General features: G+C 47.9%; 14 protein-coding genes. 5 read left to right on the top strand and 9 right to left on the bottom strand.

Going from position 1 to position 26282, the window contains the following annotated elements; translation table 11 throughout:
• Positions 1–22: 22 nt before the first annotated feature.
• A complete protein-coding gene (locus P2W83_RS03510) occupies positions 23–1015 on the bottom strand; it encodes an SRPBCC family protein (protein WP_276132308.1) in 993 nt (330 codons plus the stop codon).
• A gap of 94 nt (positions 1016–1109) precedes the next feature.
• Here P2W83_RS03510 and rlmN point away from each other — a divergent pair, with 94 nt between their 5' ends.
• On the top strand, positions 1110–2153 hold the full coding sequence (gene rlmN, locus P2W83_RS03505) for a dual-specificity RNA methyltransferase RlmN (protein WP_276132307.1): 1044 nt from the start codon (positions 1110–1112) through the stop codon (positions 2151–2153).
• A 55-nt stretch (positions 2154–2208) separates the two neighbouring features.
• Here the strand turns inward: rlmN and P2W83_RS03500 are convergent, their stop codons facing one another.
• From P2W83_RS03500 to P2W83_RS03475, 6 genes are all read right to left on the bottom strand, one after another.
• Positions 2209–3207 (bottom strand): beta-ketoacyl-ACP synthase III, encoded by a 999-nt coding sequence (locus P2W83_RS03500; RefSeq protein WP_276132306.1) that lies wholly within the window; start codon positions 3205–3207, stop codon positions 2209–2211.
• Between the two features lie 85 nt (positions 3208–3292).
• Complete coding sequence (gene fabG / locus P2W83_RS03495) at positions 3293–4039, bottom strand: 3-oxoacyl-[acyl-carrier-protein] reductase (protein ID WP_276132305.1); 747 nt, start codon at positions 4037–4039, stop codon at positions 3293–3295.
• A gap of 103 nt (positions 4040–4142) precedes the next feature.
• Positions 4143–8597, bottom strand: coding sequence for a PKD domain-containing protein (locus P2W83_RS03490; RefSeq protein WP_276132304.1), 4455 nt, complete (start codon positions 8595–8597; stop codon positions 4143–4145).
• 151 nt (positions 8598–8748) lie between these two features.
• Entirely contained in the window at positions 8749–12513 is a 3765-nt protein-coding gene (locus P2W83_RS03485) for a beta strand repeat-containing protein (RefSeq protein ID WP_276132303.1), read from the bottom strand.
• A 138-nt stretch (positions 12514–12651) separates the two neighbouring features.
• Complete coding sequence (locus tag P2W83_RS03480) at positions 12652–14160, bottom strand: aryl-sulfate sulfotransferase (protein WP_276132302.1); 1509 nt, start codon at positions 14158–14160, stop codon at positions 12652–12654.
• Between the two features lie 137 nt (positions 14161–14297).
• Entirely contained in the window at positions 14298–18365 is a 4068-nt protein-coding gene (locus P2W83_RS03475; RefSeq protein WP_276132301.1) for a PKD domain-containing protein, read from the bottom strand.
• Positions 18366–18770: 405 nt separating this feature from the next.
• Here P2W83_RS03475 and P2W83_RS03470 point away from each other — a divergent pair, with 405 nt between their 5' ends.
• Positions 18771–19448 (top strand): terminase small subunit, encoded by a 678-nt coding sequence (locus P2W83_RS03470; protein WP_276132300.1) that lies wholly within the window; start codon positions 18771–18773, stop codon positions 19446–19448.
• A gap of 51 nt (positions 19449–19499) precedes the next feature.
• Here P2W83_RS03470 and P2W83_RS03465 read toward each other — a convergent pair whose 3' ends face one another.
• Together P2W83_RS03465 and hemW are read right to left on the bottom strand one after the other, a co-directional pair.
• Positions 19500–21011: a T9SS type A sorting domain-containing protein gene (locus P2W83_RS03465; protein WP_276132299.1), complete on the bottom strand. Its 1512-nt coding sequence runs from the start codon at positions 21009–21011 to the stop codon at positions 19500–19502.
• A gap of 111 nt (positions 21012–21122) precedes the next feature.
• Positions 21123–22292, bottom strand: a complete 1170-nt coding sequence (gene hemW / locus P2W83_RS03460; RefSeq protein ID WP_276132298.1) for a radical SAM family heme chaperone HemW — start codon at positions 22290–22292, stop codon at positions 21123–21125.
• A gap of 45 nt (positions 22293–22337) precedes the next feature.
• Between hemW and P2W83_RS03455 the strand changes: the two genes are divergently transcribed.
• The 3 genes from P2W83_RS03455 (at position 22338) to P2W83_RS03445 (ending at position 26222) form a co-directional block, all read left to right on the top strand.
• On the top strand, positions 22338–23216 hold the full coding sequence (locus P2W83_RS03455; protein ID WP_276132297.1) for a DUF4271 domain-containing protein: 879 nt from the start codon (positions 22338–22340) through the stop codon (positions 23214–23216).
• A 64-nt stretch (positions 23217–23280) separates the two neighbouring features.
• Entirely contained in the window at positions 23281–24078 is a 798-nt protein-coding gene (locus tag P2W83_RS03450; RefSeq protein ID WP_276132296.1) for a uroporphyrinogen-III synthase, read from the top strand.
• Positions 24079–24200: 122 nt separating this feature from the next.
• The gene (locus P2W83_RS03445; RefSeq protein ID WP_276132295.1) at positions 24201–26222 is read left to right on the top strand and encodes a thioredoxin domain-containing protein; all 2022 of its coding nucleotides are present in this window, start codon (positions 24201–24203) and stop codon (positions 26220–26222) included.
• Positions 26223–26282 lie beyond the last annotated feature (60 nt).

Genomic DNA, 26282 nt, shown 5'->3' with positions numbered 1-26282 from the left:
GCTTTTATATGACAATTTTCTGTTACTGGAGTATGTAATAGATATTCGTACGCCATTTGTTTGAGTCTGCTTCCTGCTCAGGGCCAACGATGTATTCTTCGATCACGTAGCTCTGCTTCTTGCCATTGGCTGCCATACGCTTGCCGATAGCTTCGTGCGCGCGTATCATACCGGTTTGACCGCCTTTATATTCCACCATGTACGCCCTTGAGTCAGGTACTGTTGTCAATATAGCGCTGTTCACTGGTTCACTGCCAGATATTGGAAAGGCCGCAGCGGCATCGGTCCTATGGTTTTGCTCATTCCAGGTATAGAATATACCTGCGGGAGCACCAGTGATCCTCTGACCTGCTTCTTTGCCCAATACACCCCAGCTCTCGCCAAAGAATTTGTTCATCTCATCCCAGCCAATGTCTTTGCGAATAGTAGCATAAGTATTGGCAGGGAACTGCACTTCTTTAATAGCAAAAGCACCCGCAGCGCCGCTCTCCACATGTTTTTTCAGCTTGGCCAGGCCTTTGTCAAAGCTTTGCTCCAGCATGCCCCTCATGTTCATAGCCATCATAAGGCCATTCATAGGGAAGTTTTCTTTTTGAGTAAATGTCTGGATAGCTTTGGTTTGGCCGTTACCCATATCCTCTACCCGGTAGGTACCTTCAGCATCGCTTTCAAAAGGCTCTACAAAGTGCAGTGAGTAGCTCATTCCATCAGGTCGTGCCTCTTTGGTCACCATTTCACCTTCGCCTACTTCGGGACCTGTCCAGTGGTACCTGGCGCCGGGCGCTCCGTCTTCACCGGTCACATCCCATTTCATGTTAGAATCCATATCAGCCCAGGGATTCCAATATTGATAATTGTTATATTTCATCATTTGTTCGGACACTATGTCCTTCGAACCGTTGATCGCTATAGAGCGCTCTACTGTTATCTCTTTTGGTGCTATGAGCCCAAGAATTACCACCGCGGCAACGATGATCAGGATTAAAATGCCCACGAAACGGAGAACTTTTTTCATATGTGTGATTTTGCTCTAAAATATAAAGAATTTTTTATGATATCCGCACCTTAGTTTATGATTTAATGAAATTTTGAGCTCGTACCTTTGCAACATGAAGAATTTGAGGCATCTAAGCCTGGAAGACCTGGAAAAATTATTCAAAGAATGGGGTGAACCTAAGTTCAGGGCCAAACAGGTGTACGAATGGATGTGGAAGAAATTTGCGGGCGATATTAGTGATATGACTAATCTGTCGAAGCCCCTTCGTGAGAAGCTGGCTGAAGGATATTATATACCCAAGGTAAAAGTGCATCATAGCCAGTTCAGCAGCGATGGCACTATCAAAAACCGCCTGCAGCTGCACGATGGTCATTTTATTGAGAGCGTGCTGATACCTACTGAAAAGCGTATGACAGTCTGCGTATCCTCGCAGGTAGGTTGCTCCCTGGCTTGTAAGTTCTGTGCTACTGGTTTTCTACCGCGTAAACGGAACGTCGAATTTGATGAGATCGTGGATGAAGTAGTACTTGCCAACCAGCAGGCGCTGGAGCATTACGGCAAAGGCCTCACCAATATCGTCTTCATGGGTATGGGCGAGCCGCTGCTGAACTATAAGAACGTGTTGAAGGCGATCGATATGATCTCGTCTCCGGATAGCCTGGGTATGAGCCCGCGCCGTATTACAGTTTCTACAGCGGGTATTTCGAAAATGATCCGCCAACTGGGCGACGATGAGGTGCGCTTTAAACTTGCACTGTCGCTGCACGCTGCCAACGATAGGAAACGCGATGAGATCATGCCGATCAACGAGACCAGCAATTTGGAAGACCTCGTTGACGCGCTGAATTATTTCTACAAGAAGACGAAGAACGAGATAACCTTCGAATACATCCTTTTTCGCGACTTTAATGATAGCCAGAAGGATGCCGATGAACTGGTGAAACTATACAGGCAGGTGCCAGTTGACCTGGTCAACATAATCGAGTACAACCCGATCGAAAAGGCTGACTTTATTAAGCCTGAAGAAGATGTGACGGATCAGTTCATGCACTACCTCGAAACTAAGAAGGTAAATGCCCGCCTGCGACGCAGCCGTGGTAAAGATATAGACGCCGCGTGTGGCCAGCTGGCCAACGTAGATAAAGCGAATGGTTAAAAAAACAAAAGCGCCGGTTGTTACCGGCGCTTTTTCTATTTGAGAAATTTCAGGATTATTTAGTGTCGTAAGCCCACTTGATATAAGTAGCGCCCCATGTAAAACCACCACCGAAAGCTGCCAGTACGATGTTGTCGCCTTTGTGCAGCTTGCTTTCCCACTCCGATAGACATATAGGTATCGTTCCGTTAGTCGTATTGCCATAACGCTGGATGTTCAGCATTACTTTTTCTTCAGGCAGGCCCATGCGGTTAGCAGTTGCATCAATGATGCGTTTGTTGGCCTGGTGAGGCACCAGCCATGCTACGTCGTCCGACTTCAGGTTGTTGCGCTCCATGATCTCGGCAGATACATCAGCCATGTTCTTCACGGCGAATTTGAATACGGTCTGACCTTCCTGGTATACGAAGTGTTCTTTGTTCATTACCGTTTCAACTGTAGCAGGTTTTACAGAGCCGCCTGCTTTCTGGTGCAGGTGAGCGCGACCGCTGCCATCGCTACGCAATACAGAGTCCATGATGCCGGTGCCGTCTGTGCTAGGTTCCAGCAATACCGCACCACCACCATCGCCAAAGATGATGCAGGTAGCACGATCTTCGTAATCTATGATGGAACTCATTTTATCTGCGCCTATCACGATTACTTTTTTATAGCGGCCGGTTTCTATGAATTGTGAGCCGGTGGTCAGCGCAAAAAGAAAGCCACTGCAGGCTGCATTTACATCGTATCCAAAGGCATTGATCATGCCCAGCTTATCAGAAACTACGTTGGCCGTAGCAGGGAATTGAAAATCGGGAGTAGTAGTAGCGCAGATCACGAGGTCAATTTCTTCAGGCCCGATACCGCGCTTTTCGAATATCTGCTTGATAGCTCCAACTGCAAGGTCAGAAGTGCCTTTGCCTTCGCCCTTCAATATCCTGCGTTCTTTGATACCTGTACGGCTGGTTATCCATTCGTCATTAGTATCTACTATTTTTTCCAGCTCTGCGTTCGTCATTACGAAGTCTGGAACATATGCGCCTACTGCGGTGATCGCAGCACGAATTTTCTGCATCTATTTTCTTTTAAAGGGGCAAATTACGGTAAATGTGCTTTAGCCGCTTTCTGCCTGTTAAATGGTTAAGTTAAAGCAGTGATTACTACATACTCATGCCACCGCAGGCGCTGATCACCTGGCCGGTCACATAGCTGCTCATATCACATGCAAGAAACAGTGCTACGTCTGCGATTTCTTCTGGTTTGCCGAAGCGTGCCAGGGGGATGCCCGAAAACCATTTTTCGGCACCGCCATCTTTCAGGTAATGGGTCATGTCTGTTTCAATAAAACCCGGAGCAATGGCGTTGCAACGGATGTTGCGGCTACCAAGCTCTGCAGCTATCGATTTGGTGAAACCAATGATACCTGCTTTAGAAGCTGCGTAGCTGCCCTGGCCTGCGTTACCTTTTACCCCTACTACAGAGCTCAGGTTGATGATGCTGCCTGAACGGGCTTTCATCATCGGTTTGATCACTTGCTTGGTCAGGTTGTAAACAGATTTCAGGTTGGCCTGCATCACTTCGTCCCATTGTTCCGGGGTCATGCGCAGCAACAGGTTGTCGCGCGATATACCTGCATTATTTACGCATATATCAATAGTGCCAAATTCTTTCATTACGTCTGCAGCCAGTTGCTCAGCTGCGGCGTAGTCGCCAGCGTCCGATTTGTAAGCTTTGGCTTTCACGCCCAAAGCAGACAGTTTTTCTTCCTGCGCTTTCGCACGTTCCTCTGAAGAAAGATAAGTGAACGCCACGTTAGCACCTTGCTGGGCGAACTTCAATGCGATAGCTTCTCCGATACCGCGGCTCGCGCCGGTGATCAGGGCAACTTTATTCTCGAGCAATTTCATTTAAGTGGATTTGGGCTGCTAAATTAGGCAATCGGCATATAACTTTAATAGTAGGCAAAAAAAAGCGCCTCACTGGGAGGCGCTTTCCAATTTATTAGGTTTTTTAATCTTTCACGATAAACCTGAGGTTATCAGTGTGTCCGTCAACCGTGACGCGTAGCATGTACATGCCTGCGGCGTTGTGGCCACCCAGGTTCACGTCTACTTCCAGTTCGCTGCCTCTAAGCACAGTCGTGTTTTTATATACCACCTGGCCTACGGCGTTCAGAACTTCTACTGAAGCTTGACTGTTTGCGGTTGTTTTAGCTGTGCCTTTTACGGTGAAGTTGCCGCTATTCGGGTTAGGGAACAGAGCCAGCTCGTTGAACGAAGAAGTTACTGTGTTGATCGCAGTCACCTTACCAACATCCAGCGTATTGCTCAGCAGGAAGGCAGGGTTCGCGCATTCGGCGTCGGAGTGCACGAACACATTGATCTGGTCTGCCGGAGCCAGTCCAATACCTTTATAGGTAGGTCCCGTTGCTCCTTGTATATCGTGTCCATTTTTCCTCCACTGGAAGGTTGGGTTCTGGCCGCCTTCAGTAAGCGTTGCTACAAAGTTGATACCCAGGTTGTCAGGGATGCCTACTATTGTCAGGGTCGGCACTGGCGACGGTACGATCTCAATGCTTATCGGCTTGCTCATCACAGGTGCGGTACAAACGCCATTGCTGATCAGCTCGCAAGCGATCATATCACCATCAACCAGGCTGTTGCTGCTGTACACTGCTTGTGAGGCACCCGGTATCGGCGTACCATTCTTATACCATTTGAATGCGGGGTTGGTGCCGCCCAAAGTATAGAAGCTATTAAATGTGAAGGGAGTCTTTTCACATCCAACTGAATCCGGAGTCGCAGTCACGTTGATGCTGGCAGTAAGGTTCGGATTCATCGTCATGGTCAGTGTATTGCTGGTAGCCGGTTTAGGTGTTGAGCAAGGTATAGATGTAGTTACTACGCAGCTTACGGTGTTACCTGTTGCAAGTGCAGCATCCACATAAGTTGGACTATTCGTACCCACGTTGTTGCCATTTAATTTCCACTGGTAGGTTGGGTTAGAACCCACATTTGTAGCTGCGGCAGTAAAGGTTACCGGCAGGCCTGTGCAGCTTACTGCATTACCCGGGTTAGAAGTGATGGTTACTGCTGCGGTAACATTTGGCCATATAGTCATATTCACCGGTGCGCTGTTTACGATAACAGGCGAAGCACAAGCTGCAGAGCTGGTCATTTCGCAGCTGATAATATCACCGGTTACCAGTGTGGCGCCCGGAGCATAGCTGCTACCAGTTGCTACTAGTGAGCCATTCTTTTTCCATTGGTACGCTGGCGTACTGCCTGCATTGGTGGTAGTGGGCGTAAATGTTACCGACGAACCTACGCAAGCATCACCGCCTGGCGCCTGTGTCGATGCAATTGAGATAGTTGGTGTCACGAGTGGGCTGATGGTTTTGTTCAGCGTGCCCGTAGCCGTTGTAGTAGTGATACATTGTGTAATGCTACTGATCATCGTAACGCTAATAGTATGTGCAGTTGCGGTCAGCGTACCGTTGTCAGTATAGCTCGGGAAGTTAGTACCAACGTTGTTACCATCTATCTTCCATTGGTAGCTTGGTGTGTTACCACCGTTCAGCGGGTTGGCAACGAATTGCAACACGCCGCCTACGCAGGCGGTTCCTGAAGGAACTGTTGATATAGTTACAGACGGTGTTACCGTACTGTTCACATTCATAGTGATCAGGTTGCTATTTGAAATTTGCGGTATCGCGCATGTGGCAGAGCTGGTCATTACACATTCTATGGTGTTGCCATTGGTGAGTGTAGTGCCGGCATTGTAAGTTGCACTGTTAGTGCCTACGTTAGCGCCATTCCTCTTCCATTGGTACGTTGGTGTGCCTCCGCCTGTTGGTGTAGCAGTAAAGGTCACGCTGGTACCCGAGCAGATAGTATTGCCTGGGTTGGCCGAGATAGTAACCGATGCTGGAGTTACCGGGTTAACCGTTATAGTAGTAGTGCCTGTTGCTGTTGCAGGAGCTACGCACACATTGTTGCCTGGGGTCATGACCACACTCACCACGTCACCATTGTTCAGGCTGCTGCTACCCCAGTTGTTGGTTGTAGCCACGTTGGTGCCATTCAGCTTCCATTGGTAAGTAGGAACGAAACCACCGTTGGTTGGAGTAACTGTAAAGCTAACCGCTGTTCCCGGGCATATGGCTGTACTCGGCGTTTTGTTGATAACTACACTCGGTACAAGTGGTGTAATAGTTGGCGGGGCGATCGTGTTTGAGGTTGCTGGTTTGGGTGATGCGCAAACTATGCTGCTGGTCATCTGCACGCTGTATACATCGCCGGCAGCAACGGCGTCAGTAAAGGTGCTCAGCCCCGTACCTACGTTGCCTCCATTCTTTTTCCACTGGTATGCAGGTGTACCACCGTTAGTTGGTGTGGCGGTAAACGTAATTGAAGTTCCCGGGCACACCGGAGCCGACGTGCTTGCCACGATACTTACAGAAGCAGGGAAAGATGTATTGATAGTAATACCGTTGCTGGTAGCCGTTGCTACACCGCCTGTAGGGCAGGGGGTATTACTTGTCATCACGCAAGTGATCACATCGCCGGTAGTAAGTGTATTGTCAGCATAAGTTGCACTGTTAGTGCCTACATTAAAGCTGTTCTTCTTCCATTGGTAAGCTGGCGTTGTTCCTCCGTTGGTTGGTGTAGCTGTAAAAATTGCATTAGTGCCGGGGCAGAAACTGTTGCCGGGGCTTACGCCTATACTTACTGATGGTGTAAGGACAGGATTAACTGTCATGTTAACAGTATTGCTGGTAACAATAGAAATGCCTCCTGTAGGGCAGGGATAGTTGCTGGTCATCACACAGGTGATTGCATCGCCGGTCGCCAGTGAAGTACCTGCATTCCATGTTACGCCTGTAGCAATGTTGCTACCATTTTTCTTCCATTGGTATGTTGGAGCAGTTCCGCCATTGGTCGGGGTAGCAGTGAAGGTTACGCTTTGGTTGGCGCAAACGGTATTGGATGGACTGGCTGAAATAGAAACAGAAGGAGTAACTACAGCATTTACGGTAACCGTTTTTGATGTGCTGGCAGATACGCCGAGGTCACTTGTTGCAGTTAAGGTTACGGTATAAGTGTTGGCGCTTGCGTAGGTTTTACCCGATGGACTTGTAGCTGTTGAATTGGTTAGATCGCCAAAGTTCCAGCTATAGGTCATCGTGCTGCTTGCACCTGCGATAGTAGATGTATTGGTGAAATTGAAGCTATTGCCAGGCAGGCACTGTGATGCATTGTTGATGGTAAAGTCGGGTACGGGCGTTGGAGCCGGAGCATACAATTCAACGTTGTCTATTATCCACCACCAGCTCCAATTAGACCTGAAGCGGAAACGTACCTTGACATTTGTCTTATTGGCAACCAGGGACGTAACATCTATATCTGGCGAGTTTTGGATCTGGGCGCTGCCGTTAGTAGCAAATGCATGGTATTCGTAAACCTGGATCCAGCTGGTACCGTCAAAGACTTCTACGTTGATACTATCGCCCGACTGGTATCCGCCATGATAATCCTGGTCCCATTTTAAATGGATGTTAGAAGAAAATCCTGAAGTGTTTGCCACAGGCGATTCAAGCGCAACATTTTCCAGGCCACCGCCTGACGATGTGTTGTCAGAGTCAAATATGGCGAAAGTGCCTGCCATGTTTGAGTTGCCGGTTGTCCTGGTGCCGGGGTTGCCAACTGAGTTGAACACACCCGATTGCCCGAATCTCCAGAAGTCGAAACTTGGGCTGCCTGATATGAGGTTATTTGACCAGCCTGCAGGAGGTGTAGATCCACTTGCTGTAGTGAAAGGTTCCTTGATAAAATAATATGTAGGCGGTATGGAGTAAACTTGAACATTATCAAACATCCACCACCAGCTCCAGTTGCCACGCCACCTGAAACGGACTTTGCAGCCGGTTTTGTTGGCAAGTACAGAAGTAACATCTATATCAGGAGAGTTCTGTATGGCAGCAGCACCAGTGGTAGAAAAAGCACCATATTCATACACTTTGATCCATGAGGTACCGTCAAACACTTCTACGTTAATGCTATCGCCGGATTGATAACCGCCGTGATAATCCTGATCCCACCGCACATGCACATTAACTGCGCCTGTGGTATTGAACGATGGCGATTCCAGCGCTACGTTTTCGAGCCCGCCCCCCGATGATGTATTGTCGGAATCAAATATGGCGCATATTCCTGTTACAGAACTATTGTTGGAGGTTCTTGTGCCGGGATTGCCGACAGCGTCGAATACGCCAGACTGTCCAAACCGGAAGAAGTCAAAACTTGAGCTGCCGGAAATGAGGTTGTTACTCCATCCGCTAGGGGTTGTACTTCCAGCCGAGAGGCTGTTGAAGTTCTCGTTAATATAATAGGTCTGTGCCCTGGCGGCAAACACTGACCATAACACCAAACACGTGGTGAATAGAAGTAGTTTGTTCTTTTTCATTACTTGGTCCATCTTTAGATTTGTTAAAATAATTAAAATCCCCTGAAAGCAGTGGATTTTAACATATTTCATAATGCATTGGTAGACAGATGAAAAAAGGCACCCTTTTGATAGGGTGCCTTTGCAATTGTTAAGATTTTTTTGATTATTCCTAGTCTTTCACGACAAACCTGAGGTTATCAGTGTGTCCGTCAACCGTGACGCGTAGCATGTACATGCCTGCGGCGTTGTGGCCACCCAGGTTCACATTCACTTCCAGTTCGCTGCCCCTAAGCTCAGTTGCATTTTTATATACTACCTGGCCTACGGCATTCAGCACTTCTACTGAAGCTTTACCGGTGTTTACTTTAGCAGTGCCTTTTACAGTGAAGGTGCCGTTGTTCGGGTTAGGGGACAGTGTCAGCTCGTTGAAAGAAGAGGTGACTGTGTTGATCGCAGTTACCTTGCCAACATCCAGCGTATTGCTCAGCAGGAACTCTGGGTTAGCACATTCAGCGTCGGCGTGAACAAACACGTTGATCTGGTCACCTGCATTCAGGCCTATTCCTTTGTAAGTAGCTCCTGATGCTCCCTGAATATCATGACCGTTCTTCCTCCATTGGAAGGTTGGTTGCTGTCCACCATTAGTGAGAGTTGCCACGAAGTTAATACCCACATTATCAGGTACACCGACTATCGAGAGTGTTGGTATAGGCGATGGTATGATCTCTACGCTTATTGGCGCGCTCAATACAGGAACAGTACATACAGCATTGCTGATCAGCTCGCACGCGATCATATCGCCATCAGCCAGGCTGTTGCTGCTGTACACTGCTTGCGCAGCACCAGGGATAGCAGAGCCATTTTTGTACCATTTGAAAGCTGGGTTTGTGCCACCACCTGTATGGAATGTATTGAAAGTAAATGGTGTCTTTTCGCAGCCCACAGTGTCAGGCGTCGCAGTCAGGTTGATACTGGCTGTAAGGTTCGGATTCATCGTCATGGTCAGCGTGTTGCTGGTAGCCGGTTTAGGCGTTGAGCAAGGTATAGATGTAGTTACTACGCAGCTTACGGTGTTACCCGTAGCAAGTGCAGCATCCACATAAGTTGGACTATTCGTACCCACGTTGTTGCCATTTAATTTCCACTGGTAGGTTGGGTTAGAACCCACATTTGTGGCTGCGGCAGTAAATGTTACCGGCAGGCCTGTACAGCTTACTGCATTACCCGGGTTAGAAGTAATGGTTACTGCTGCGGTAACATTTGGCCATATGGTCATGTTCACCGGTGCGCTGTTTACGATAACAGGCGAAGCACAAGCTGCAGAGCTGGTCATTTCGCAGCTGATAATATCACCGGTTACCAGTGTAGCGCCTGGAGCATAGCTGCTGCCTGTTGCTACTACTGAGCCATTCTTTTTCCATTGGTAAGTTGGCGTGCTGCCGGCGTTGGTAGTAGTAGGTGTAAATGTTACCGACGAACCTACACAGGCATCGCCGCCCGGCGCTTGTGTCGATGCAATAGAAATGGTCGGTGTCACGAGTGGGCTGATCGTTTTGTTCAGTGTTCCCGTAGCCGTTGTAGTAGTAATACATTGTGTAATGCTACTGATCATCGTAACGCTGATAGTATGTGCAGTTGCGGTCAGCGTACCGTTATCAGTATAGCTCGGGAAGTTAGTACCAACGTTGTTACCATCTATCTTCCACTGGTAGCTTGGTGTATTACCACCGTTCAGCGGGTTGGCAACGAATTGCAACACGCCGCCTACGCAGGCGGTTCCTGAAGGAACTGTTGATATAGTTACAGACGGCGTTACCGTGCTGTTCACATTCATGGTGATCAGGTTGCTATTTGAAATTTTAGGAACAGCGCAGGTTGCAGAGCTGGTCATCACACATTCTATGGTGTTGCCATTGGTTAGTGTAGTACCGGCATTGTAAGTTGCACTGTTGGTGCCAACGTTAGCGCCATTCCTTTTCCATTGGTAGGTAGGAGTACCGCCACCTGTTGGTGTGGCCGTAAAGGTTACGCTGGTGCCCGAACAGATAGTATTACCGGGGTTAGCCGCTATTGTAACTGATGCTGGTGTTATAGTATTAACAGACATAGTTGTACTGGCGGTAGCTGTTGTGGGCACTACGCATCCATTGTAGTTTGATGTCATCACTACACTCACCACGTCGCCGTTGTTCAGGCTGCTGCTGCCCCAGTTGTTGGTTGTAGCTACGTTGACGCCGTTCAACTTCCATTGATATGTAGGTACGGGACCTCCATTGGTTGGAGTAACAGTAAAGCTTACTGCTGTTCCCGGGCATATAGCCGTGCTTGGTGTTTTTGTGATGGTAACACCAGGCACAATCGGTGTAGTATAGGTGATGGTGATCGTGTTTGATGTAGCCGGTTTGGGCGATGCGCATACAATATTGCTGGTCATCTGTACGCTGTACACGTCGCCATTGCCCGGTGCATCAGTATAAGTGCTGCTGTTAGTGCCCACGTTGCCGCCATTCTTTTTCCATTGGTAAGCAGGTGTGCCGCCGTTGGTTGCTGTAGCGGTAAAAGTAACAGATGAGCCAGGGCAAATGTTGGTTGACGGACTGGCCACGATGCTTACCGAGGCCGGGAAGGATGTATTGATGGTGATGCCATTGCTGGTAGTTGTAGCCACACCGCCTGTTGGACAGGGGGTATTGCTTGTCATCACGCAAGTGATCACATCGCCGGTAGTTAGTGTATTGTCAGCATAGGTCGCACTGTTAGTTCCTACATTAAAGCTGTTCTTCTTCCATTGGTAAGCAGGGGTTGTGCCACCGTTGGTTGGTGTGGCAGTAAACGTTGCATTGGTGCCGGGGCAAAAACTATTGCCGGGGCTCACCGCTATACTTACAGAAGGCGTAAGAACCGGGTTAATGGTCATATTAACCGTATTGCTGGTGACTACAGATATGCCGCCTGTAGGGCAGGGGTGGTTGCTGGTCATTTCGCAAGTGATCGCATCGCCGGTAGTCAGCGAGGTTCCTGCATTCCAGGTAGCGCCAGTGGCGATGTTGTTGCCATTCTTCTTCCATTGAAAAGTTGGCGCTGTTCCGCCATTTGTGGGTGTAGCGGTAAAGGTTACAGATTGATTACCACACACTGTATTGGAAGGGCTGGCGGCAATCGATACTGACGCAGTTGCAGTTGCAACAACCATCGTAATGCTATTGCTGGTTTTTGTTCCTGCACATGTATATACCGGGGTCATTTCGCAAGTGATCACATCACCATTTGCAAGACTTGCATCTGCATATGTTGCACTATTAGTACCTACGCTAATGCTATTCTTCTTCCATTGGTATGCAGGTGTTGTACCTCCGTTGGTTGGAGTAGCCGTAAAAGTCACAGAAGTGCCTGGGCAAACATTGGTAGAGGCTGTTGCTATCGATACACTGCTGGCCGGGCAAACAAGAGTAACGTTGTAATCTTCGGTTTCACCATAATCATCATCGGTGCAGGCATTGCTTGCCCCAAACGCGGGACCGTCGTACTTACACCTCGTTCTCATTCTTACAGTACCGGGTGTTGCGTTATTGGGAATTGTGATTGTGCCGGTATGCGTATTGCCCTTGCCGTTGCTTGCAAATGCCAGGTCGGTGGTATTGTATAGGCTATTGTTATCGTAGTCTATCCAGATCCCGAAATATTCTGTATAGGGGATACTTCCGCTTGTTCCAACAGTTGCGGAAAAAGAATATGAGGATCCTATTGTTAGCGTTCGAACCGGCGTGGTATACAAATTATAAGATGTACTTAAATTCTGACAGCCATAGTTGCTGGAGGTGCTAACGCTGTTTAACGTAAAGGCATCAATTGCGTCACCAAACACGCAGCCATCATACATGTAGGGCACGGTTGAGGTGGTACACTGACCATAACTTGTATGCGTTTTTAGCATAAAGCATGATAACAGGATAAGCAAACAATAAAGTATGGGTTTCCGATTCATATGTAATGGTTAAATCCTTATCAGGATTACCAATATATGTAAATTTTATCGGAGGATAAAAAAATGTTAAATATTTTAATAGTTACTTTATTTAAATATCAGGTTGGTAAGTTTCTCGTCAGAGTCAATTGCACTTACCCGGTAGCCAGGTTGAGGATTCCATTCACGTTTTTCGGTTGTTAGATCCCTAAACTGGCAAAGGGCATCCCAGATAATTTCTTTTCTCTTATTTACAATAAACACCCGGTTGACACTTCCCATACTGGTCAAAAAATGCCCGTCTGCCAGTTCATTAACACTGCCACCAGAAGTACTATAGGGAAGTGCAAGCGTATCAATCTGGCAGGAAAATTCCCATATTTTCTTCAACGTATCGGCATTGTCAAGGTCTGCAGGTTCCTTAAGTAATTCAATAGATGAATTGGAATAGCCTCGCATGTTAGGTGCAATGTTGTTGTTATACAACAGGAGATTTCCGTCACTGTCTTTAGTCACATTATGTTGGCCATAGAAAAATCCATTACCCTGTTTTTTCTCCCCGGCCGCAGACGATGAACCATAATTTGCAATTACATCTCCCTGCGGATAGGAGATCTTTAATATGCTGTTGATATTCCTGAAACTGACATAGATAAAGTCGCGGTTAGTGTCAAAATAAAAACTATTCATGTGACTGCTGTAGTTGGTCCTCCTGGCTGGATTTTTCCGGGAAAAATCATTTTCTGATAAATGTTCGGAGGAGCGCCAGCTCCATACAGCATGTTTTGCAGCGTCGTACTCAATGAGCGTACCGAATTCTGCTCTTTGAAAATATTTCCCGTCTTTTTGTGTTATCTGGGGGCTAATCTTATATCGGGCGGTATCTGTTAGGTTCGGTATTTCACGCTCAACATATTCATTGCCTGCGATCATATAATGACCGTTAGCTAACCTCGTAAACTCATGGTGATAAAACTCAGATGTGTCCCGGCTTACCTGGCCATCGTTTGGACAAGACCATAAAATTTTTCCGTTATAGTTTATTTCGTAGCCATTGGAGGCTGTGAGAAAGGTAATTGTGCCCTGCGGTGTCAATTTTAGGTCCCGCACAGTTGTTGAACTGTCTGTGATGCCTGGAATATTTGGAATGTACCAGACGGGGTCTCCCTTCATATCGCGCAGGGTGCGGGTATTGTCATAGAAAATTAGCAGGTGCTTATCAGGCATCGTGTTTTTGATAACGGAGACCCGGCATTTTGTTGTATCGATGAATGGGATATAACCCGTGCGAAAATGATAAAGCTCAGTATGCTTCAGAAGAAGACCTTTTTTGAAATAACTTACTCTCCAGGTATAAGTTTCTCCGAAAGCAGGCAATAGTTGTATTGTCTTATTAGCACTGCTGTTTTTCTTAATAGCAATGTTTTTCGCAAAGGCACGTTCTTCTGTAAAAGAACCTTTTGCAAATTCAAATAGATAACGGTCGGCTTTGGTGTCTGCCGGCACTGAAAAACCAACAAGCTTATAATTAACTGTATCATTTTCCCCGGGAGTAACCTGGGCATAAACACCCAATGAATGAAGTAGCAGCAAAAAAATCAGTAGAATGATCCTCATATTTCAGTGTAAAAAAATCTATACAATATAGCTCATTGCGCCAGATAATGTTATGTTCGATCTGTTTTGCTTCGATGAAACAGAAAAGGCACCCTTGATAGGGTGCCTTTTCTGTTGTTAAGATTTCTTATTTATTCTTAGTCCTTCACGACAAACCGGAGGTTATCGGTATGTCCGTCAACTGTAACGCGCAGCATGTACATGCCGGCGGCGTTGTGGCCACCCAGGTTCACATTCACTTCCAGTTCATTGCCCCTAAGCTCAGTTGCATTTTTATATACCACCTGGCCTACGGCATTCAGCACTTCCACTGAAGCTTTAGTGCTAGCGTTAGTTTTGGCTGTGCCTTTTACGGTGAAGGTACCGTTGTTCGGGTTAGGGAACAGGGTCAGCTCGTTGAACGAAGAAGTTACTGTGTTGATCGCAGTTACTTTACCAACATCCAGCGTATTGCTCAGCAGGAACTCTGGGTTGGCACATTCAGCGTCTGCATGAACGAATACGTTGATCTGGTCACCTGCATTCAGGCCTATTCCTTTGTAAGTAGCTCCTGATGCTCCCTGGATATCATGACCGTTCTTCCTCCACTGGAAGGTTGGTTCCTGTCCACCGTTGGTAAGTGTAGCCACGAAGTTGATACCCTGGTCGTCAGGTATACCATATATAGAGAGCGTTGGTACTGGCGACGGGATGATCTCGATGCTCATTGGTGCGCTCATTACAGGAACAGTACATACGGCATTGCTGATCAGTTCGCAGGTGATGGTATCGCCATCAGCCAGGCTGTTGCTGCTGTACACTGCTTGCGCAGCACCAGGGATAGGAGAACCATTTTTGTACCATTTGAAAGCTGGGTTGGTGCCGCCACCTGTATGGAATGTATTGAAGGTAAATGGTGTCTTCTCGCAGCCTACAGAGTCAGGCGTGGCAGTCACATTGATGCTGGCTGTAAGGTTAGGATTCATCGTCATGGTCAGCGTGTTGCTGGTAGCCGGTTTAGGCGTTGAGCAAGGTATAGAGGTAGTTACTACGCAGCTTACGGTATTTCCGGTAGCCAGTGCCGCATTTACATAGGTTGCACTATTTGTGCCCACGTTGTTGCCGTTTAATTTCCACTGGTATGTTGGGTTAGAACCCACGTTTGTGGTGGCAGCGGTAAATGTTACCGGCAGGCCTGTGCAGCTTACGCTGCTACCTGGGTTAGAGGTGATGGTTACTGCTGCAGTAACGTTTGGCCATACCGTGATGTTCACTGGTGCACTGTTTACAACAACTGGTGAAGCACAGGCTGCGGTGCTGGTCATTTCGCAGCTGATAATATCACCGGTTACCAGTGTAGCGCCCGGAGCATAGCTGCTGCCTGTTGCTACTACTGAACCATTCTTTTTCCATTGGTAAGTTGGTGTACCGGCATTGGTAACGGTTGGTGTAAATGTTACCGACGAACCCACGCAGGCATCACCCCCCGGCGCTTGTGTTGACGCGATAGATACAGTAGGTGTTACCAGTGGACTGATGGTTTTATTCAGTGTGCCCGTAGCTGTTGTACCGGTAATACACTGGGTGATGCTGCTGGTCATTGTAACGCTGACAGTGTGGGCGCCTGTGGTCAGGGTGCCATTGTCGGTATAGCTTGGGAAGTTGGTACCAACGTTGTTACCATCTATCTTCCATTGATAGCTTGGTGTGTTGCCGCCGTTCAGCGGGTTAGCAACAAATTGCAGTACGCCGCCTACGCAGGCTGTAGCTGCAGGAACTGTTGATATAGTTACTGAAGGTGTTACAGTGCTGTTCACATTCATGGTGATCAGGTTGCTGTTCGATATTTTAGGCACTGCGCAGGTTGCAGAGCTGGTCATCACGCATTCTATGGTGTTGCCATTGGTTAGTGTGGTGCCGGCAGCGTAGGTAGCGCTGTTGGTGCCTACAACCACACCGTTTTTCTTCCACTGGTAAGTAGGTGTGCCACCACCTGTTGGCGTAGCCGTAAATGTTACGCTGGTACCCGAACAGATGGTAGTACCCGGGTTAGCCGCGATCGTAACTGATGCTGGAATTATTGGGTTAACCGACATAGTAGTGCTGGCAGTTGCCGTGCTCGGAGACGTACACATGTTAGGTGTCATCACCACGCTTACAACGTCTCCGTTGTTCAGGCTGCTGCTGCCCCAGTTGTTAGTTGTGGCCACGTTGACGCCGTTCAACTTCCATTGGTAAGTAGGCACTGGTCCTCCATTAGTTGGAGTGACTGTGAACGAAACCGCTGTTCCCGGGCATATTGCCGTGCTTGGATTTTTGGTAATAGTAACGCTAGGTACAGCTGGCGTTACGTGTGTAAACGTTAACGCATTAGACGTTGCAGGCTTAGGCGACGCGCAGGCAATGCTGCTGGTCATCTGGCAGGTGATCACATCACCATTGCCGGGAGCAACGGTATAAGTATTGCTGTTAGTACCTACGTTCCCGCCATTCAGTTTCCATTGGTAAGCCGTAGTACCTCCATTGGTAGGTACCGCAGTAAAGTTTACTGATGTACCTGCACAAATAGAAGTAGTGGTGCTTGCGCCAATACTTACAGAGGCAGGGAAACTTGTATTGATGGTTATGCCATTGCTCGTTGCGGCTGCTGGCAGCGGACAGGTAGCGTTAGAAGACATCACGCAGGTGATCACATCGCCTGTTGTGAGGGTATTGTCAGCATATGTTGCACTGTTGGTGCCTACATTCGAGCCGTTCTTCTTCCATTGATAAGCAGGAGAAGCTCCGCCGCCGGTTGGAGTAGCAGTAAACGTTGCATTCGTGCCTGGGCAGAAGCTATTGCTTGGGCTTACCGCGATGCTTACAGATGTATTGGTGTTGGCATTAACTGTTACAGTTTTTGACGTGCTCGCTGCAACGCCAAGGTCACTTGTCGCGGTCAGTGTAACAGTATATGTATTAGCTGACGAGTAAGATTTGGTCGGGCTGGTAGCCGTTGAGTTCGTAGCATCGCCAAAGTTCCAGCTGTAGGTCATCGTGCTGGCAGTGCCAGGAATTGTTGACGCATTCGTGTAAGTGAAGCTGTTGGCGTTGAGACACTGTGGCGTGCTGTTGATCGTAAAATTAGGCACTGGTGTTGGAGCTGGTGCATATACTTCCACATTATCTATTGCCCAGAACATAGACCAGTCGCCGGTCCACCTGAAACGTACCCTGCAGGTTGTCTTATTGGCTACAAGGCTCGTGATATCAATGTCCTGCGTCGCCGTAGACGAAGTGGAGCTTGTATAAACGGCTACCCACGCAGAACCATCAAATACTTCAGCTCGTGCTGTACCTCCAAAACTAGCGTTAAAGTTCTGGTTCCACTTCAGTTTGATGTTCGATGAAAAACCTGTTGTATTGATCACCGGAGATACCAGGGCTACGTTTTCTGCTGAGCTATTGTTGCCCAACCAGTCACTATCGAAGATCGCAAAATTGCCTGCAAAAGGAGATGACACAGAGCGTAATCCTGGATTGTCAAATCTCCAGACCTCGCTGGCAAGTCCCGAAATAATGCTGTTGCTCCATCCTGCCGGCGGTGTTGTTCCGCTTGCAGTGGTAAATGGTTCTTTGATGAAGTTGTAAGTTGGCGCTGGTGGGGGTACTGAATAAAGCTGAACATTATCTACGACCCAATACCATCCCCAATTGTCGTTGTAGCGAAATCGTACCTTAACGGCAGCCTTGTTTGCTGCAAATGCTGAAACATCAATGTCCTCAGTGCTGCCAAACAGTGAAGTGGCGTTATTGAAGTAAACCTGGTTCCAAGTGGTACCATTGTGGACTTCAACATATACCCCTCCCCAGGATTGGTTAATGCCCCGGAACACCTGGTCCCATTTCAATTTTACATAGCTGGCGCCCAGCGTGCTAACCGCAGGCGATTCCAGTGCTGTGTTTTCGTCCGGGCCGGTAGATGGGCCGGAATAGTTGTCGGCATCAAAAACGGCAAACGGAGATACAATGTTTGCATTTGATGTGGTAGATCTGCTACCGGGGTTGTTGAAACGCCAGGTATCTGTGCTGGTACTACCGGTAATAACATTTTGCGTCCATCCGGTAGGTGGCGTGGCGCCAGTGGCTGTGCTGAAATTCTCGTTGATGTAATATGTCTGGGCTTTGGTTGTCAAACCTGACCACAACAGCAAGACGAGGGTAAAGAGTAGTTTGTTTTGTCTCATAAGAAAAGTTTTGTACTGGGAATTCTTTCTTCAGGATTGTTAAAATAATAATTTATTATTAATAATCATACTGTTCAATGTGTTTTTTGGTTTATGTAAAGTGGTTTGTTTACCAATCAGGAAAATATTCACATCAATAAGTAAAATATAAGGATAAACCGCCTTGTATCGGGTTGGGTTACCATTTTGTTAAAATTGCATGATCATTTTTTAAAAAAAGGTGATGTGTGTCACCATTACTTATCTGAGTTTCAGCTATTTAACTGTGAGTTAAAGCTTAGGCCAGGAAGAGCGGGTATAAAGGACTGATGCACGACAACATTTTAGTCTTTTATAATGACATTTTTGATAATTATTTTGTATTTTTGCTTTAATTAAAGTCTTCGTTGAAGACACCCGATCATCATGAACAGAAAACAACAGGCCTTTGTCTGCGAAATGCTGCGTCACGGCAACAGAGCAGAAGCCTACAGGGCAGCCTATAAACCGCAAAGTGACAATCCCCGTTCTGTCGAATCTGCTGCCAACAGGCTGATGAAAAATCCCGAAATAGCAGAGGCTGTTCAAACTGTGCAGGATCGTATTTATGCCGAGGTGCAGGAAGAGCTAAAAGCGCGTGTGCTGCATGAAACACTCACCACCCAGCGCAAGCGCGAGATACTGGCGCAGATAGCCGAAGGACAATGGATCATGCAGCCACCACCCGATAATATTGAGGGCAAGCCAACAGCTGTGCTTATTCCCACCCTCAAAGAGCGCCTTAGGGCAATCGACATGGATAATCGCATGACAGGCACCTATTCTCGAAAAGAAAATGTTGAGGTCGAAAACGAAGGGAAAGACAACAAAACACAACAATCCGAGCAGCCTAGACAAGAAGCCCCGCTCGCAGAACAGTTTTATGATAAGGAAGTGGACGAACCTATCCCCGGGCAAAAGAGGATGCCTTTTATTGTCCCGGTCATCGGCTCCCGAAATCCTCTACTGAACCACGGCTTAGATAAACCGCTCTTGCCGGTCGTGCCAGGTATGGAAGAGTTAAAGCGTGGCAATCGACCCTGGCTACAGACAATAAGGGTGTAGCAAGCGAAACACAACAAAACATAACAAGTAGAAACGGGATTAGAACGAAGACTATTGCTTTACAAAGCGTACAGCCTGCTTATCCTGTAAGTGAAGTATGTAAGATCCTGCGGTCAGAGAGTGGATGTCAACTGTCATTGCGCTGCCATCAAAACTACCAACAAGCACGCTGCGTCCGGTGATATCAGCAACTGTATAAGCGGCTGCCTTGCTGCCTGCTATTTGTAGCACATCGGTAGCCGGGTTAGGATAAACAGTCAGGCCATTGATAACAGCAGTGGTTTTGATCACGGTAGGATCCGCCGACTGTATTGCGTCGTTAATGATCTTATATACTATATCGCTGCCATTGAACCAGGCTATGAGCTGTCCGTTGCCGTCATTGCTGCAAGAGCTTACAGCTACAGCAGGCGCTCCGGAAGTGATGTCCATAGTGCTTTGGTTCACTTTGTAGTAGTTGGCGTTCCAGCTGTTGTTCCACTGTCCTGCTGAGGTCATGTATAGCGAGCCCTGGTACATAGGGAAGAATACCGCAGCGTATTGGTCGGAGGTCTTGCCCGATCCTGCAGCTATAGCAGGTTTATCATTGTTGTAGTTGCCCAGTGGGGTAGAAATATCTGCTCCTGTTTTAGAATCGTTGTAGATAGTAGCAGCGTACATGCCCGGTGTAATAGTGCCTACTGCGGCAACTGCAGCCCATTTAGAGCCTACGCCATTGTACAATGCCTGGCATTCTATCCTTGCTGAAGAAAAGTCTTTGCCTTTCTCGAGGAAGTGGTATTGGTTCAGGCTGCCGTCTAGTTCAGTTTCCAGCATGCGCAGGTCGCTGCCCGTGTTGGTAACCGAGTTGGGTTTTACATAGAGCACACAGAGGTATTCTTTGTTGGTGGCGGCGTTTACATAGGTGGCTATGTCCGACTTTTCGGCCTGTGGTACGTAAACGGTCCAGCTGTAAGCAGTAGGAGAGGCAACGTCTGCCGCGCGCGCCTGTACAGACATAGCGTTGGTAGTAGGGTCAAATTCTTCCCAGCTCACGCCAAACTTATGCAGCGATGGTTTGCTGTTGATCTTGGCAGTATTATCGGCCAGCATATCGATATGGGCATTTCGTGCAGACTCTGTATTGAGCTTGTAAGTGCCCGACAAGCTGGTGCTTAGTACGGTGCTGGTGCCAGATATATTGTAAAGGCTGAGGTAAACGTCAGAACCAGCCTGGTAAGTAACAGCCAGTTTGAGATCTCCGGTGTTATTGAGGTCATTAGCGATAGCGATATCAGCTGCGTTAGCTCCTGCTGGCAACGTGATAAGCTGGGTTTGCGATACCTCGCCTCGCAGAAACACCTTAATGAAAGACTGGTTATTATCGTCCCAGGTGATAGCGAACAGTTTTTCAGAGTTCGTAAGCTCAACCATGTCACAATTCACTGTGTTGGACTGCTGGGCAGGCTGGCAAACTACGTCAGCGCCGGGCAAAGGATTAACCACCGCTTGAGCGAAAGCCGCAGGCAGCAGGCTGTTCAGCGCAAACAGGCAAATGGTTGATATGTATCCTTTGAACCGCATCGATGTATGAAGGTTCGAAAGTATAGATGTTATTTTTAATTAACAAGTGGTTAACACCCATTTTTGTTAATGACCGCAAATGTTTAACGGCGATTTAATGACGGGGAAATATCAGGCGAAAAGGTTGCCTGCGATATTGTCAGCAAATAGCTTGCCGCGGCTGGTAAGGACGAGATTGTCGCCCTGCCTGGTCAAAAGGCCTTTGTCAATGTACGGCTGGGCCCGCTCCAGGAGCTTATTGGCTTCTTCCGCACTCCAGGTGTGTCGCACCTTAGGCAGGCTGCAGCCCCACTGGGTGCGTAATGAGGTCATAATGTATTCGTTCAGCTGCTGTTCTGGAGTTAGGGTTTCCTCCTCGTAGGTCAGCTTGCTATCGGCTAGTATTGATTTGGCGTACAGGGCGTTATTGGCAATATTCCACCTGCGGTTCCTGCCATCGAAGGAGTGAGCAGAGGGTCCAATGCCGAGATAAGGCTTGCCCCGCCAGTAGTTGGTGTTGTGTATGGCGTATTTGTGGGGCAGGGCGAGGTTCGAGATCTCGTAGTGCTCGTAGCCCATGGCTTCAGCGGCTTCCATCAGTATCTCGAATTGGCCCGCAGCCTGGTCTGGGTCTACCGGCGTTGCGGCTTTCTTCTTTATGGAGTGGTACAGGGCGGTGCCTTCTTCCACAGTCAGGGCGTAAGATGAAAAGTGGGGAATGCCGAGGGTCTTCACCTGGTTTAGGTTGTACTTCCAGTCGGCATCGGTCAGGCCTGGGGTGCCGTATATCAGATCAATGCTCAGGTTCTCAAAGCCAAGGTCTTGAGAGGCTTTGATGGCATAATCGGCCTGCTGGGCTGTGTGTGCCCTGTTCATATACTTCAGGTCGGCTTCTTTGAACGACTGTACCCCGATACTGAAGCGGTTGATCGGTGTGGTTTTGAGTTCTTTTAGATAGGGTAGGGTCAGGTCGTCGGGATTGGCTTCCAGCGTGCATTCCTGTAGCTGTTCAGTTGGCCATTGGGAGCTGATCTTGTCGATAATGCGCTTGATGTCATCTATGTCCAGCAAAGAAGGGGTGCCCCCGCCAAAGTAGATGGTCTCAATGGGCTGGCCAGCCAGGTAGGGCTGCTGTAGTTCGATCTCTCTGAGCATGGCGGTCACTACCTCATCCTTCAGCTTCAGCGAGGTGGAAAAATGGAAATTGCAGTAGGTGCAGGCCCTCCTGCAAAAAGGAATATGGATGTAGATACCGGCCATCTGGGGTGCAAAGCTAGGTTGTTTCAAAAAAATCCTGGCCATCAGCCTTTAATATTACGCTGTGCTTTAACTTTGTAAGTATCGATTATGCAAGCTTTCCGCCAAGTTATCCTGCTGATTTTGTTGCTCAGTTGTTCGCTGGTTCAACCGGCGCTGGCTAAGGTGCAGCCCCAGCAATACGGGTTGGCACCAATAACCGCCCAGCAGGAAAAGCAAATGCTGGCAGCCAGCATGGACAGCCTGCTGCGCACGCACCGCACCCTGGCCAATACGAGGATAGTGTCTGGCATACAGCGGGAAAAAGAGTTCAAAGACAAGACCCCCGACTTTTACCTGCTGCTTACTTTGTGCATGTTCCTGGGTATCATCAGGGTTATAGATCCCAAGTACTTCGGCCAGCTCTGGAAATCCTTCCGGAATCCTGCCGGTAGCAGCCGCCATGTGAAAGACCAGCTGGAAAATGCCTCATTCTCTGCCGTACTTGCCAACCTGTTCTTTGCCATGACGGCCGGGGCTTATATATATTATTTGATCAAGCTATTTATCCCCCAACGCACCGGTGATATTCCCCCGTCTTTATTGATAGTCATGCTAATAGCGGGCATGATGGTGATCTATCTGGTGAAATATGCTGTTATGCGCTTTAGCGGCTGGGCATTCAAAGTAGAGGGTATCACCCAACATTATGTTTTTAATGTATTTCTTATCAATAAGCTGATCGGGATATTATTGCTGCCTTTTACCATTTTGCTGGCATTTGCTGAACCGGCCTTAAGTGGGCCCGCCGTCATACTGTCGCTTATACTTGTTGGACTGTTGTTAATTAACAGATATACAAGGTCGTGGCAGGTGTTTGGGTCCTTCTTCCAGTACAGTAGATTCCATTTTTTTATGTACCTTTGCGCCTCGGAATTATTACCATTAGCAGTGTTGACGAAATTGCTGGTACGTGGATTAGTGAACTGATGTGAGTGTGGATTACCTGCGATTATAAATTTTAAAAAGTATAACCCCGTTTACGACCCAAAATATGGCTAAAGCTGAACGTCCGATAAACAAAGGCGCCGGGAAAGATGGACATAAGGTTAATAAGATTTTGATTACCCAACCTCGTCCTGATAGTGAAAAATCGCCCTATTTTGAGCTTGCGAAAAAGTTCAATCTCGATCTTGAGTTTCACCCATTTATACGTGTTGAAGGCCTGAGTGGCAAAGAGTTTCGTAAGCAGCGCATCGACATAGGTGAGTACACTGCCATCGTATTCAATAGCCGCAACGCGATAGATCACTTCTTCCGCATTTGTGAGGAGCTGAAAGTGAAAATATCGCAGGAAATGAAGTACTTCTGTATCACGGAAGCGGTAGCGCTTTACCTGCAGAAGTTCATCCTTTACCGCAAGCGTAAGGTATTCTTCTCGGCCGATGGTTCTACAGACGGTCTGCTGGAAGTGATCAATAAGCACAAGAACAACGAGAAATTCATCGTGCCTACCGCCGATAACGGTAAGAATGACATAGCGAACTTCCTGGCCACTAATAAATCAGCTTACGTAGAAGCTACGCTCTACCGTACTGTAGCCAACGACATAGCGCCCATAATGGTTTCTGGTTACGATATGATCCTGTTCTTCAGCCCGTTCAGCGTGCAAACGCTGGTCGATCACGATCCCAAGTTCAAGCAGAACGGTACGCTTATAGGCGCATTTGGCCCAACAACCTCAAAAGCTATTGAAGATGCAGGTTTCAGGCTGGATGTTAAAGCACCGGCTCCCAATGCTCCTTCAATGGTGGCAGCACTGGAGCAGTACCTTGCAGTTGCAAAGAAATAGAAGGTCCCCGTCGATATTTAGTTCAATAGCTCAGTTGTTTATACAGTTGAGCTATTTTGTTTTGATAGCCCTATTGGCTGGCCGGATATGCGGTTTGTTTCATTGCTGGTTAACTTAGCACCATGGCAAACAGGCTGATCAATGAACAAAGTCCTTATTTACTGCAACACGCCCATAATCCTGTAGACTGGTATCCATGGGGCGACGAGGCGTTTGTACGCGCTAAAAACGAAAATAAACCGGTATTGGTGAGCATTGGCTATGCCGCTTGTCACTGGTGCCATGTTATGGAGCGCGAAAGCTTTGAGAGCGAAGAAGTGGCAGCGTACATGAACGAGCATTTCATCAACATCAAAGTTGACAGGGAAGAGCACCCCGATGTTGACCACCTGTATATGGATGCAGTGCAGGCAATCAGTGGTAGTGGGGGATGGCCATTGAATGTCTTTGTAACGCCGGATAGGGTGCCATTTTATGGTGGGACTTATTTCCCACCTCGCCCTGCATATAGTCGCCCCTCGTGGCGGCAACTATTGCAGCGCATGCTGGAGGTATGGACCGATAAGCCAGAGGAGGTAACAGCGCAGGGTCAGCAAATGATACAATACCTGAAACAGGCTTCCAGCGTGGGTTTTGCGGCAAGGGGGCAGGATTGGGATATGGATACCTGCCGAACGATAGCTGACGCGTTATTACAGCAGGCCGACACTGAATGGGGCGGCTTTGGACGAGCGCCCAAATTCCCGGGTACGATGGCGATCAGCTACCTACTGGAACACTACCACTACACCAAATACGAGCCTGCTCTTTCGCAGGCCATGCTCAGCCTCGATCGTATGATAGAAGGAGGCATCTACGATCAGTTAGGTGGTGGGTTTGCCCGCTATTCAACTGACGAAAAATGGCTTGCCCCGCACTTTGAAAAGATGCTGTACGATAACGCACTGCTTGTTAGTACGCTTTGCGATGCCTACTACGTTACAAAGCGCAAGCGTTACAAGGAAGTGATAGAAGAGACGATCGCGTTTGTTGAGAGAGAGCTGAAAGATCCTTCGGGTGGGTATTACAGCGCCCTGGATGCAGATAGTGAGGGTGAAGAAGGAAAATTCTATACATGGACCTGGGACGAGTGGAAAGAAGTGATTGGCGATGATGAATTACTGCAAAAGCACTTTGGTGTAGTAGAGGAAGGTAATTGGGAGCATACCAATATCCTGCATGTTGCAATGGATATTCAAACGCTGGCAAAAGAGACTAATTATTTCAGGGATGAACTGGAGACACGTATTGCCGAAGCCAGGCAAAAACTGTTTGTTGCTCGTGAAAAGAAGATCAGGCCGCTTACTGACGATAAGTGCCTGCTCTCATGGAATGCACTTATCAATACGGCCTTGTCTAAAGCAGGTGCGGCATTGGGGAATAGCCAATATATCCAACGTGCGGAGGAGCATATGCGGTGGATGTTGGATGTTTTTCTGAAGGACGGGGTGCTATTACATACCTGGAAGCAAGACGTAGCGCGTATCCCGGCCAAACTTGATGACTACGCATACTTGATCCAGGCGCTATTACAGCTAACTAGCGCAACCGGCGACGAGCAGTGGATTGTAAGGGCTAACGGGCTGATGGAAGTTGTAATTCGTGATTTTGCCCATGAAACAGGTAGCTTTTTTTACTATTCTTCGGCTGCCCAAACAGACATACCTGTACGCAAGGTGGATCTGTATGATGGGGCTACGCCCTCGGCTAATTCTGTAATGGCGCATAACATGCTTTGGCTGGGCGTTTACATGGAGCGAAGCGAATGGCTGGAGCAGGCGCATCATATGCTGCGACAAATGTCTTCCACGGCTAGTAGATATGCATATTCGTTCGCTTACTGGGCGCAGCTTTTGCAGCGATACAGTCAAGGGTTGAAAACTGTTATTTGTACCGGTGTGGACGCAGATAAGTCTTTGGAACTGCTCAACGAGCATTTTCTGCCACACGCAAGTTTTGTCGCTTCAAAAAAAGAAATATCTGACGTGCCGCTTGTAAAGCTCAAGTTTTTTTCAGGTCAAAGTCGTATATTTGTTTGTACGCACTATGAGTGTTTACCCCCGGTTGCAGACGTGGCGCGTACTTTAGATCTACTCGGCTTATAGTAAAGACTTCTACTCGATTTAATGCATAGACTTCTGCCAGTTGAAATTTTCAAACAATTG

This window comes from Polluticoccus soli, assembly GCF_029269745.1.
In the GTDB taxonomy this organism is placed as follows: Bacteria; Bacteroidota; Bacteroidia; order Chitinophagales; family Chitinophagaceae; genus Polluticoccus; species Polluticoccus soli.
The sequence above is the reverse complement of the archived record's forward strand: the minus strand, read 5'-3'. Positions and strand labels throughout refer to the sequence as shown.